This is a genomic window from Arsukibacterium sp. (assembly GCF_033721375.1).
GTDB lineage: Bacteria > Pseudomonadota > Gammaproteobacteria > Enterobacterales > Alteromonadaceae > Alishewanella.
The window spans coordinates 86,561-99,394 of sequence record NZ_JAWWAP010000007.1 but is presented as its reverse complement, the minus strand read 5'-3'; the positions used below and the strand labels follow the sequence as shown (position 1 = coordinate 99,394).

Genomic DNA, 12,834 nt, shown 5'->3' with positions numbered 1-12,834 from the left:
TTACTGCCCCAACTGCTGGCGATAAAACTGGGAAAACATCAGCAAAGTCCAAAGTGCCGAGCTGTGGTCGCGTTTGCCCGAAACATGCTGTTGATACAGCTGCTGAATATAATGCTGATTAAACAGGCCTGAATCGGCCAGCGCCTCAGAATTTAATGCCTGTTGCAGGGTTTGTTTCAGTGGGCCCCGAAACCAGCCGGCCAGTGGTACGGCAAATCCCATTTTTTTGCGGTACAGAATATCATGGGGCAAATGCGGTTCCAGCGCCTGTTTAAAGGCGGCTTTACCTTCATTGCCGCGGATGTTCATTGCACTGGGCAACCGGGTGGCCCATTCCACATATTTGTGGTCCAGCAGCGGCACCCGCACTTCCAGTGAGTGTGCCATACTGGCCCGGTCTACTTTGGTCAGAATATCGCCCACCAGATAGGTTTTCATATCCAGATATTGCACTAACTTTAGCGGGTCATCGGTTTTGGCATTAGCGGCGTGGCGTTTAAATACTTCTACTGACTGATAGCCACCGAGTTTTTGCTTCAGCTGTGGTGAAAACAGCGCAGCTCTGGCATCGGCCCGCATAATTGACATGGTATTGCAGTAGCCGGACACGGCATTCATTGCCAGCGACTGGAAAGTGGTTTTAGCCCTGACAAACCGCGGCGCCCAGTCCATTTTCGGATAGACTTTGCCCAGAGTACCAAACAGCGGCTCACGGATAGCCTGTGGCATAATGCCGCGCATTTTCTCTTCATGTAACTGATAGCGATAGCGCCGGTAGCCACCAAACAGCTCATCGCCACCATCGCCGGACAATGCGACCGTGACATGCTTGCGGGCTAACTGACATACCCGGTAGGTTGGCATTGCTGAGCTGTCGGCATAAGGTTCATCGTACAGTGCGGCTAATTTATCAATCAGCGAAAAATCATCACGGTCAACCATGCCACTGCGATGGTTGGTCTGATATTGCCGCGCTACCTGACTGGCGTAGTCGCTTTCATCAAATTGCTGATCGTCAAAACCAATAGAGCAGGTATTCACCGCTTTATCTTGCTGTAACTGAGCCATCAGCGCCACTATCGCGCTGGAGTCGACCCCACCGGACAAAAAGGCGCCCAGCGGTACTTCAGCGATAAGCCGGATATCGACCGCTTCTTTTAACCGGTCAAGCAACTCTGATTTTACCTGCTGTTCGGTTAATACGGCCTGGCTGAAGTCGATATCCCAGTACTGGGTTTGGTTAAGTGCCGTCGGTCTGCTTTTATCGATTAACAGGTAGTGGCCGGGATTCATTTTAAAGGCATTGGCATAAATAGTATGCGGCTCTGGAATGTAGCCAAAGGTGAAATAGTCCTCTATTCCCTGGTAATACAGGCCTTTATCAAATTGCGGGTGGGCGGTCAGTACTTTTAACTCTGAACCGAACAGCAACTGACCATCAGGCAGCAGGCTGTAAAATAAGGGTTTGATCCCCATTCTGTCGCGTGCCAGGAACAGCTGCTGTTTGTTGCGATCCCAGATGGCGAAGGCAAACATGCCACGAAAATGCTGAACGCAGTCCACACCCCATTCTTCCCAGGCATGGACGATGGTTTCTGTATCGCCATGGGTAGAGAAAATATGGCCACGGGCTTTAAGCTCTGTTGTCAGTTCAGCAAAATTATATATTTCGCCGTTAAAAACCACGGCAACATCGCCGGTTTCGTTAAACAGCGGTTGATGACTGCCAGCGATATCAATAATGGATAAACGGCGATGTGCCAGCCCAACACCTTCTTCAAAGTGATAACCATCATCGTCCGGCCCGCGGTGCGATTGCACGGTATTCATTTGTTTCAGGACGCTCTGGTTAACCTGATTGCTGTTGTTTAGCTGTAAAATTCCGGCAATACCGCACATCTGTTTAACCTTCCTGTTGTTGACTTTGGCCAAGATATAAACGCCGGTAGGCGGCTACCATGGTATCGAGACTAAATTTCTGCTCTGCTGCAGCTCTGGCATGGTTGCCCATTTGCTGCAACTCATCAGACGCTTGCTGACACTGCAGCAAAACGTGTTTTAACTGTGCCTTATTATTACTGGCAAATAACCAGCCTGTGTAGCCGGATTCAACCAGTTCGGCATTGCCGCCGACATTACTGGCAATCACGGGCAGGGCACAAGCCATCGCTTCGAGAATAGTGTTGGAAATGCCTTCAGCCAGTGAGGGCAGCACAAAAACAGACAATCCCGGCAAAATAGTGGCAATATCGCTGCGATCACCAGGCAGCCAGCATTGCTGATGCAAGCCGGCGGCAGCCAGTTGTTGCTGTAACTGTGGCCTGGCCGGACCATCGCCGATGATAACCAGCGCCGTTTGCTGTTTAAAGCTGTCGTGCTGCTGGCACAACTCGAAGTAAGCGGCGACCAGTAATTGTTGATTTTTAACATCTGCAATCCGGCCAACAGAGCCAAAGACCAGCCGGTCAGACGTCTTTATTGCCTCGGGTAGGGTGCTGGTCAGACGCGGCGCCGGCTGAAAGCGTTTGGTATCAACGCCATTGCAAATCTGACTAAGCCGCTCAGATGGCACTTTAATAACGTTATGCAGATAGTCGCGGCCTTCCCGGGACAGGCTGATATAGTGGTGGATCAGAGGTTTAAACACCCGCTTTAACAGGGTGTACTTTTTATTCTCACCAGCCAGATCTGTTAAATCCCAGCCATGTTCACCATGCACCCGAAAAGGCACGCGGGCAAAAAAGGCGGCCGCCTGATACTCCATTGCCGCCAGGTTGCGGCTATGACAGATATCCGGCTTAAGCTGGCGCAGTAAGCGAAAACAGCGCCAGAATGACGCCAGATCATGGCCCGGGCGTTTATTCAGGCAATAAATTTGCACATTGTCACGCTGGACCCGGGAGAAAAAAGCCTGGTCGTAATCTGTTAAGCAGACAATACTGTGCCGGAATTCAGCAGGCTCCAGCTGATTAATTAAATTAACCACGCCATTTTCCAGACCGCCGGTTCTGAAACTCCACAGCAGATGGCAAATATGCACGGTCATGGTTGCGGGTCCTGTTTTGCCAGGCTCAGTTGCGCGGGCTCTGCTGAATTGGCCGCGGTAAGTACAGCAAACTGCTCAGCCAAAACGCTGTTTAATAATTTGCCGGCCTGCTCAGGATTGTCATCATAGTAGACACTCAAGGCGTAAAAACTGCCGTGCTGACTAAAGTGCAGCACTTTGCCAAGCGCCTGCATCGCGGTAATCAGATAAGGGTCGGCGGACCAGTAATTACCGCTGCCGTACCAGTACCAGAGTAAACGTTTTTTGCCATTGGCGGCGCGCAGGTCAACTTGCTGCACGCTCAGACGGCGTTCACCGAATTGCAGCTGCTGGCGCTGGCTACTGGCTGGGGTCCAGTTTGACGACAAATACGGCTGATTGTGCCAGCTGACCAGTTTCTGATCGTCGGTATGCTGGTAAAACGCGGCGTAAAACCAGATATCACGGTTTTGATGTTGCCAGACTCCGGCCAACTGCGCTGAGCTGCCGCTAAATTGAGGAAGCGAGCTTGCGTCGCTGACCGGTGTCAGACTCTGTTCAAGTTGTCTGGTACTGAAAGCCGGCTGCTGAGCCAGCGGCGGTAACAGCAGATTAAGCAGCAGTGGCATCAACATGATACTGACGCTGCTTAGCAGCAGCACCGGCGGCAGCGGTTTAATAGCAGCCACACCTGTCTCTGCATGCTGTTGTTTTTTATCGGCAAAAAAACCACCAATATAAAACATAATAAAAATGATGAGACCAAAGAACAGCCAACCATAAATAAGGTGATCCACTCCAACTGCATGTTTCATGTCAGTCAGCGAGGCGATAAGAACAATGCCATAGGCCCGCACACCGTTGGCCAGAATGGGGACAATGACGGCCGCCAGACAAAACACCAGTTGTTTAATTCTGCTGGTGTATGTCAGGTAGGCATACAGTGTGCCCAGGGCAACAGAGGCTATCAGATATCGAATGCCGGAGCAGGCTTCTGCCACCAGGAATAAACCGGTCGGCGTAGTTAAATATAAACCATCCCGGTACACCGGGATCTGAGTAAGCTGCAGCGCCGCCACGGTAATATCAGCTGTAATATCCTGCAACCATGGCACCAGGTTTTCGCCCATCGGAACGGCAAACAGCAGATAGCACAACGGAAAGCGCAATAGCTTTAATAGTTGCCAGCCACAGCAAAGCCAGACTAACACCGGCAGCATCAGCACCACTGCGAGCTGACTGACTACATTTACCGCTACAGCATTGGCAAAATACCAGACGGCTACCAGGGCGAATAAAAAGGGTAAAGCAATAAAAGACGACTGGAGTGGGGTGGCGGCAATGTGCTGACGTTTGCGCCAGATTAAGAACAGACTGATTGGAAAAATGAGTATACCGTGGGCGTATGTATCAGATCGCAGCCAAATCTCGATCATTGACCACAAGGTGGCACCGAAGCATAGCAGCCAGGTCAGTAAAAGTAGCGCTAGCGCAATAACATAAGAACGTGCGGCGCTTGAAAATGCAGGTATGCTAAGTGTATTCATAATGCTACCCCAGATACCGTGAAATTTTTGGTCCCAGCCACTGACTGACTGGCAGCGGCAGCTTTTGCCAGAGCTTAATAAATAACTGATATTTTGGATTGTTCGGGCTGAGGTTAGGCAGGGCACTGCCATTAATTAACTGATACTGATAATGCAGCTCTTCCGGCACCATTCCCCAGTGTTTTTTGTAACTATAGGCGCCGGAGTCAAGTTTACTGCGACCAAAGTCATAACTATGACAATCGCGGTCCGCGCGGGCATGACACATTAACTGATAATACATAAAGTCGTTGCTTTTCAGTTCGCGCGCGGCACTGACACCCCCGCCATAATAGGGCAGAACCTGCTGGTTATAATAAAAGCTCAGTACACTGGACACAGCTTTGCCATCTTTTCGTACCGTCAGGATCTCAGCATCATCACCAAATACCCTGAGCAGCGATTGAAAATAAGCCTTACTGAAGACCGGCGTGCCAAGGTTTCTGACACTTTCTGAATAGGTTTGATAAAAGTAATCTAATTCGGCGTCGAGGGTATAACTCAGCTGCTGATTCAGCGACTGGCGAATGACTGCCCGCTGTTTCTTTTTGACCCCGGCCAGAATATCAGCATCATTGTCGGCGAGCGGACACTGAAAAGTGGCATGCTGGACGCGGGTCGTTAACTGGTTGTCCTGAGGATGGCGATAACGTAACTCCAGATGATCGACCCCCAGTTCATTGGCCAGGGTTATTGCGCTTTGTTCCAGCAGGCGTTTTACCTCATCTGAACCAACAGCACCCCCATAGACACAGAAAGGCGTTGATACCAGGGCATCACCGAATAAACGGCTTTTTACTCTGGCCAGCGGTAACACGCCAACTATCTGCTGCTCAAGGGTGGCGTACAGATAAAAACCCTGGTGACCAAGATCTGACAGCACCTGCTGCCAGCCGGCCAGGTGAAAAAAGCTGCCATCAGTGCTGTTTTTTACAAAATTGTCCCACTCTGCAATGCGCTCGTCATTCAGCGCTAAGCCTGATACCTGATACATGCTAATCCTTAGCTTTTGAAATAAGGTTGGTATACTTCGTTTACTGAACGCCAATTAAAATCCTGCAGTAAACACCCTATCTTTGCTTCCATTTTGCTTAAATTAACATAATGCCGAAAACGAGACTTCAGTGGTGCCTCTGATATCCGCGGCTGCGTCGGGTCAATCTCCCACGGGTGGCAGTAAAACATATAAGGAATGTCTTTTTGCTTCACATAACGGGAAATAAGACGACGGCTTAACCAGTAAGGCAGCAGCCGGAAATAACCGCCACCGGCAATAGGCAGTTGCCGGCCCAGCATCGACAGTACCGGCATTGGACACTCCCAAATTCCTTCACTGCGTAAATAGGGTTGTTGCGGCCAGTCCGGGGTGCCATATAAATCATGAATTACCGGATAGGTACTGGAGCTGTACTGATAGCCGGCTTGCTTTAGAGCAGCGAACGCCCATTCACTTTGCTTACCAATTGAGAAACTTGGCGCCCGGTAACCGGTTACAGCGTGACCGGTAAGATCTTCAAGCAGGCTTTTTGCCCGGCTGACATCATCAAGAAATTCATCGGGACTCTGACTGGTGGCTTTACTGTGATTGTAGCCATGACTTGCAACTTCATGTCCCCGCTGTTGAATGTCCCGAACCAGCGCAGGAAAACGCTCAGCCACCCAACCCAGCATAAAAAACGTCGCCTTTGCCTGATGGGTGTCGAACAACTCTAACAGCCGGGCTGTATTTTTTTCTACTCTGGCTGGCATACTGTCCCAGTCAGTTGGCGTGATACTGCGCTCAAAGGCGGCTACATGAAAATAATCTTCAACATCCACAGTAAGGGCACTGACTACGGAACTACGTTTGGTCATTATTGTTATCGCCCCTTGCCGAATAATACAATTTCAACGGTGCGGATCAGGATCGTCAGGTCGAGTAATAAACTACGATGTTTGATGTAATACAGGTCAAATTTCAGTTTTTCCTGCGCATCTTCGGCTGTTGCACCATAAGGATATTTAAGCTGAGCCCAGCCGGTCAGGCCGGGTTTTACATTGTGGCGCTGACTGTAATAAGGGATATCTTTAACCAGTTCGGTAACAAATTCCGGCCGTTCAGGTCGTGGGCCGACAAACCCCATCTCGCCTTTTAATACATTCATTAATTGTGGCAGCTCGTCAATCCGGTATTTACGAATATATTTACCAACCCGGGTTACCCGATCGTCATCAGCACTGGCCCAGCGTGCGCCGTTTTTCTCGGCGTCAGGTTTCATGCTGCGAAACTTCAGAATATAAAAAGGTTTGCCATCAAAGCCCACTCTGACCTGACGGTAGAACACGGACGTGCCGGTTTTCCGGCCATCTTCAAGATAAATAAGCAGAGCAGTAAGCAACATTATCGGCCAGGTGACTGCAAGCAGCACTAACGCCAGCACCAGGTTTAGTTTGTAATCCAGATTGGTTTTAAAGCGCTGATTCAGGTCCAGCCCGTTGCCGTAAATTATCCAGCTGGGATAAATAAGATTAACTGCAATCTGGCCGGTTTCCCGTTCAATAAAATCAAGTATCTCTATTACTTCAATGCCGCGGCTTTTGCATTTGAACAAATGTTCAACCGGCAGCATGTTGCGCCGCTCATCACAGGCTATCACCAACTGGTCTATGCCGTTATCAATGACATATTGAAACAGGTTGTCTTTGTAATCAAAGGTAATCAGTTTTTCTGTTGGGATACTGGCGGACTTGTCGCCGTCAATGTGGGCGAAGCCGACAATTTCAAAAAAGCGTTTGTCGACACTGCGTCGCATTCTGCGTTCAATTATAGAAGCTCGTTCACCCGCGCCTAATACCAGCACCCTGCGTCGGCTTATCCGGGTGATATCATTGTAATGAAATAATGCTCTGAACGCCGTCAGACTGAATAGCGCAATGACAGAGGCAACGGCGAGATACAAGCTGCTGATATGCAGCGAAGGGGCCAGATTAAATACAATCCCCTCAAGCAGTAAGGCACTGAACAGCAGGGTGATTAATACCCGTTTAACAATACCACCATGGCTTTCGCGTAATTTCTGATCGTACAGGCCAACTGACAGCGCACAGAGCATTACTGCTGCTGCAAAAAGTGCCGCATTAATTAACCGGTAATCCAGAGAGATGTGGGTGTACAGCTTGTTGTACAAATAGCTGGCAACTAAACTTGACAAACATAACAGCGCAACTTCGCTAATCAGGAACAGTTTGTCAGCGATGGTACTTTTTCCATGTCGGCGATACGTGCCCATAACGACTTCCTTGTTCGTTTGTTGCTTGTGCAGACGTTCCAACTTCTGCACTGTGGAAGTTAATTTAGCCTAATTAACGTGTTTTTTCTAGGGCAACATATAAATTTAATTTTCAAAAAATGCAGCACAAGAGTAAAGTTTTGCGTTATATTAATCCGGCAGCAAACAAAAGGACGCGTTTTATGATTGCAAACCGACTCTTAGCGGCACTGGTATTGGTGCTGGTTTCACTAAGTACTATCACCGCTTGTTCCAGTAGCCGGCAACTCCCCCGCGCCACCGTGCAGGAATCTCTGACCACTTCAGTATCCAATTATCAGTATCTGGTTGGCCCCAATGACAGCCTCAGTATTTTTGTCTGGCGTAACCCTGAGTTATCCGGCAGTTTTATTGTCAGGCCCGATGGCAAAATTTCGACTTCGCTGGTTGAAGATGTGCCGGTAAGCGGCAAAACACCGACTCAGGTAGCCCGCGAGATGGAAGAAATACTGGGTAAGTACATTCGTGACCCGGTAGTAACTGTTTCGGTTACTAATTTCGTTGGTCCCTATAGCGAACAGGTCAGGGTGATTGGTGAAGCGGCTAATCCTCAGGCTGTCAGTTATCGGGAATATATGACGGTGCTGGACCTGATGATAGCCGTTGGCGGATTAACCGAATTTGCCGATGGTAATGGTGCTAAACTGGTTCGCACCAGCAGTGGTGGCCAGGTAACGTATGAGCTGAGGCTGGACGATTTAATCCGGGATGGCAATATCAGTGCTAATGTCGATATTCTGCCCGGCGATATTGTGATTATCCCGGAAGCATGGTTCTAGTCGTTGCGCGGCTGGCTGTAATGGATATGTTGTTCACGGAGGATAAATGAGAGAGTTGCAACAGGCAATAGAGCTGGTTCATACCTATTTACAGGGGATCTGGCTACGCCGGCGTTATATCGTGATAACAGCCTGGCTGCTATGCCCGGTGGGTTGGTTTTATGTCTACAGCCTGCCTCCTACCTATGAAGCTAATGCCAGGCTGTTTGTTGAAACCCGGACCTTTCTTGAGCCATTGTTGCGCGGTCTGGCGCTGAGAAGTAATACTGATCAGGAAATTCAGCTAATGGCCAGAACCTTGCTAAGCCGGCCAAATCTGGAAAAAATTGCCAGAGCGACTGATCTGGATATTCAGGCAAAGGACGAGAAGCAATTTGAAGCCTTAATTGACTCGCTGCAAAAGAATATTAAAATTTCCAGCTCTGGCCGCGAAAATATATATGTCATTTCATATAGCAATCCGGTACCGCAACGGGCATTGAGTGTGGTGCAGGAAACCTTAAATACTTTCGTTGAAAACCGTCTGGGTTCAAGCCGGGCTGATTCTCAGGCTGCAGAAAGCTTTCTGAACAGTGAAATTGCAGAATACGAAAACCGGCTGGTAGAAGCTGAGTTAAGGTTGTCCGATTTTAAAAAGAACCGGATGGCGATGTTACAGGGTAACGAAAGCGACTATTACAGCCAGTTAACTCAGCAAAAGCGCCAGCTTGAAGCCGCGAGGCTTGAGCTGCGCGAGCAGGAAACCCGGCTGGCTTCTGCCCGAAGTCAGCTAACCGGTGAAGAACCTGTTTTCGGAGTGATGCCATTCGCCGGTGGCGGCGGTGGTGGTGTTGCCACCCAGTATGATGAACGGATCCGGACGTTATCTGCCCAGTTAGACGGGCTGTTGATCCGTTACACTGAAAATCATCCGGATGTACAGGAAACCAAGAGGCTGCTTGAACGTTTGAAATCGCAGCGGGAAGAGGAGTTGAAGTTAGTTGCCAGCAGTTCGCCGGAGGGAAGAAGCACCAGCAGTTATAATCAGAACCCGGTTTATCAGGAACTGAGGATCAATGTTGCCCGGCTGGAAACTGAAGTCGCCTCGACCCGGGTTCGGGTGCAGGCCTATGCTGACCGGGTGGATGAGCTGGAAAGCAAACTAAACCTTATTCCGGAAATAGAGGCTGAATTTACCGGTTTAAACCGGGATTATCAGATTACTAAATCAAAGTATGAAGCCCTGCTGGGCAAGCGGGAACAGGCTGAATTGTCACGTCGTGCTGAAGCGACTGAGCAGGATGTGCAGTTTAATATTATTGAACCACCCAGAGTGCCGCTCACGCCTTCAGGGCCGCCGCGCGGCCTGTACTATACCGCCGTCTTGTTCCTTGGTGTTGCGGCGGGTGTGGCAATGGCATTTTTACGTAGTCTGATTTCACCTGTGTTATCGCGGGCATCACAACTGCAAAGTATTACAGATTTTCCGGTGTTTGGCGTGGTATCTCACACCGAGAAAAACGCAATTTTAAAGCAGGTCAGGCTTCATTTCGTTTATTTTACTGCTTTAAGTGGTGCTTTGTTGTTGTGTTACTTAGCCTTGCTGAGTAATGAAATGCTGTTTGGCCGGTCAGCCGAGTTGTTGTTAAGGGTAATCCGATGAGTACTATTGAAAAAGCAGTAACCAAGCTAACTCGAGATAATACGGGCCGGACCGAAACTAACGGGCAGCAACAGTCAGAACAGCTGCTGGCGAATGAGACGAGTGCAGTGCAACGGCAGGCAGAGAACACGTCAGCCAGCCAGGATGCTTATGCGTCATCGCATACTGTGCAGCTGGATTTGGCGATGCTGGAGAGAAACAATTTTGTCTCGCTGTCGAAAGAACGGCGATTAATAAATGAAGAGTATCGTGTTATTAAGCGCAAGCTGATTAATAATGCTTTTGGTGTATTAAGTAAAACGCTGCAGCATCCTAATCTGATCCTGGTCAGCAGTTCCAGACCAGGAGAAGGTAAAACCTTCTCTTCTATTAATCTGGCCCTGAGTATTGCGTTAGAGCAGGATAAGACCGTGTTGTTGGTTGATGCTGATGTGCTGCGGCCTAATGTCAGTAAAACCCTGAATATCAGCCACAATTTAGGCCTGACTGATTACCTGCAATCAACGGATGTTACGGTGCCTGATATTTTGCTGAGCACTAATGTTGAACGGCTGAAAATTATTACCGCCGGTTCACCGCATCACTTATCGACAGAACTGCTGGCCAGCGAGCGAATGTCGCAACTGGTTAATGAGTTTGCCACCCGCTACTCAGATCGTATTGTTATTTTTGATGCGCCACCGTTGCTGGGGGTTAATGAAACCGCTGTAATGGCGGCTATGTGCGGCCAGGCGGTAGTGGTAGTGGAGGAAAACCGGACCCGGCTGGCTGAGATTGAACAGTCAGTGTCGTTATTACCACAAGAAATGGCAGTGGGTTTCCTGATTAATAAAGCACACCGAAACCAGGGAAAAGGTTATGGTTATGGCTATTACTATGGCGCAAGTTAAGCCGCGCCCCGTGGCAACTGCCACTGGCCTGGCATTAACAGCGGCAATCATCGCCTGGCCGGCACTGGCGGTAGAAACAGAGATAACCCCGCAGATCCGCGCCAGCAGTTATGCGTATCAGATTAACGAATTTGATACTGCTGGTACTGATGAAGGGGTGGCGATAGCGTTGTCTCCTTCAATCGATTTTTCTCTTACCTCAAAAGTGCTGCAAACCCGTTTTAGCTGGCAACGTGAATCGTTATTTTATGAAGACAGCCAGCGTAAAAACCGCAGCTATGATGAGTTCAGTTTTAGTAATATTTTGTCGTTACTAGACGAACGTCTGACCTGGGGAGTGAATGCCAGCAACAGTTATCAGGTGCGTAATACCCGGAGTGGCATTTTTAACGATAAAATTACCAGCGGGGACGAGCTGAGCGAAGCAACGTCTTATGGCAGCTTCTTAAACCTGGCTACAGCCTCTTACAGTGATTTAAACGCTGTGCTGCGGCTTGAGTATAATCACAGTGAATACGACGAGCCTGAAAATGATGATGGCTTGCCGGCATTTGACAGTGACAGTTATCGCGCCGGAGTGTTGCTGGCCAGTCGCGACCGTTCAAGAACAACGTTCTGGCGGCTTGAGGGCGCTGTTGGCAAAACCCGGCGCCAGCAGATTCAGGATTACGACAACAGAGCAGCGCAGGCGACATTTGGAGTACCACTTTCTTCCCGATTATCACTGATTGGCCGCGGCAGCTACGAATATACTGACAACAATAACTTTTATCAGAACGAATTTTCCTCCTATGGTGGTGGTGTTGAGCTTAAATTAGGGCGGGTGTCCTGGATAAATGTGTCAGTTAACCGCTCAACGACCAAACGATTTGAAGAGGAAGATGAAAACAATACCTATTGGGCCACTGAGTTTTATCTGGCACCGAGCAGGCGTACTTCAATAGAAGGCGCCTACGATCGCCGGTATTTTGGCCGCACAGCCAGTATCGCCGGCCAGTATAATATCCGGGCGTTAACTGTCCGCCTGAATGTAACGGATACCGTGCAGACCCAGACTTCGCTTGATCGTGAACTGACTGATTTAGGTATCTTTGTCTGTCCTGAGTCTGCCGTTGAGTTTACCGATTGCTATCGGCCACCCAATGCCAATTATACACCGCAACCCGGTGAGTCATACCAGCAGGTCTTTGATGTCGGTCTGGAGCTGGACCAGGAGCTGGTATTGCGACGCTCAGCCAGCCTGGCGCTTGGCTATAGTAAGCGGCGCTTATCGGTTAACCTGCTGCTGAATGCCGCTGATATTGACTATGTTGAGCGCAATGACGAACAACGTAATAAGAGCATGAGTTTACGCAGCGGCTGGCGTTTTACTGAGCGCAGCAGCATTAACGCTGCACTGCGGGTTTATCAGATTGATTACCTGTTCGCTAACCGCAAAGACGATAATATTCTGATGTCGGTCGGGTACGACTTAACGTTGTCAGAGCATGCCGAAATGTCATTGTCCCTGCGCAGAACTGAGCGCAATTCCAGCATTGATAGCTTTAACGGCAGTGAAAACAGAGTTTGGCTAACTTATATTTATACTTTTTAGCAGTTAGCCA

10 protein-coding genes are annotated in these 12,834 nt (G+C 49.2%); 4 read left to right on the top strand and 6 right to left on the bottom strand.

All coding sequences use genetic code 11. The features are described 5' to 3' along the window. Genes R3187_RS12150 through R3187_RS12125 form a run of 6 tightly spaced genes read right to left on the bottom strand, consistent with a single transcriptional unit; the run spans window position 1 to window position 7,880 of the window. A complete protein-coding gene (locus R3187_RS12150) occupies window positions 1-1,899 on the bottom strand; it encodes an XrtA/PEP-CTERM system amidotransferase (RefSeq protein WP_318967321.1) in 1,899 nt (632 codons plus the stop codon). A 4-nt stretch (window positions 1,900-1,903) separates the two neighbouring features. Then, complete coding sequence (locus R3187_RS12145) at window positions 1,904-3,046, bottom strand: TIGR03088 family PEP-CTERM/XrtA system glycosyltransferase (RefSeq protein WP_318967320.1); 1,143 nt, start codon at window positions 3,044-3,046, stop codon at window positions 1,904-1,906. Further along, window positions 3,043-4,572 carry an exosortase A gene (gene xrtA / locus R3187_RS12140; protein WP_318967319.1) on the bottom strand — a complete coding sequence of 510 codons (1,530 nt, stop codon included), beginning with the start codon at window positions 4,570-4,572 and terminating at the stop codon, window positions 3,043-3,045. Before xrtA ends, R3187_RS12145 begins: the two co-directional genes overlap by 4 nt. A 4-nt stretch (window positions 4,573-4,576) precedes the next feature. Then, window positions 4,577-5,605 carry a FemAB family XrtA/PEP-CTERM system-associated protein gene (locus R3187_RS12135; RefSeq protein ID WP_318967318.1) on the bottom strand — a complete coding sequence of 343 codons (1,029 nt, stop codon included), beginning with the start codon at window positions 5,603-5,605 and terminating at the stop codon, window positions 4,577-4,579. An 8-nt stretch (window positions 5,606-5,613) separates the two neighbouring features. Then, entirely contained in the window at window positions 5,614-6,465 is an 852-nt protein-coding gene (locus R3187_RS12130) for an XrtA system polysaccharide deacetylase (RefSeq protein WP_318967317.1), read from the bottom strand. Window positions 6,466-6,470: 5 nt separating this feature from the next. After that, a complete protein-coding gene (locus R3187_RS12125) occupies window positions 6,471-7,880 on the bottom strand; it encodes a TIGR03013 family XrtA/PEP-CTERM system glycosyltransferase (protein ID WP_318967316.1) in 1,410 nt (469 codons plus the stop codon). A 182-nt stretch (window positions 7,881-8,062) separates the two neighbouring features. Here R3187_RS12125 and R3187_RS12120 point away from each other — a divergent pair, with 182 nt between their 5' ends. Genes R3187_RS12120 through R3187_RS12105 form a run of 4 tightly spaced genes read left to right on the top strand, consistent with a single transcriptional unit; the run spans window position 8,063 to window position 12,824 of the window. Beyond that, the gene (locus R3187_RS12120; RefSeq protein WP_318967315.1) at window positions 8,063-8,698 is read left to right on the top strand and encodes an XrtA/PEP-CTERM system exopolysaccharide export protein; all 636 of its coding nucleotides are present in this window, start codon (window positions 8,063-8,065) and stop codon (window positions 8,696-8,698) included. A 46-nt stretch (window positions 8,699-8,744) separates the two neighbouring features. Next, window positions 8,745-10,340: an XrtA system polysaccharide chain length determinant gene (locus R3187_RS12115; protein ID WP_318967314.1), complete on the top strand. Its 1,596-nt coding sequence runs from the start codon at window positions 8,745-8,747 to the stop codon at window positions 10,338-10,340. Continuing rightward, window positions 10,337-11,230, top strand: a complete 894-nt coding sequence (locus tag R3187_RS12110) for an XrtA-associated tyrosine autokinase (protein WP_318967313.1) — start codon at window positions 10,337-10,339, stop codon at window positions 11,228-11,230. Before R3187_RS12115 ends, R3187_RS12110 begins: the two co-directional genes overlap by 4 nt. Beyond that, window positions 11,205-12,824 carry a hypothetical protein gene (locus tag R3187_RS12105; RefSeq protein ID WP_318967312.1) on the top strand — a complete coding sequence of 540 codons (1,620 nt, stop codon included), beginning with the start codon at window positions 11,205-11,207 and terminating at the stop codon, window positions 12,822-12,824. The genes R3187_RS12110 and R3187_RS12105 overlap by 26 nt, the downstream gene beginning before the upstream one ends. Window positions 12,825-12,834 lie beyond the last annotated feature (10 nt).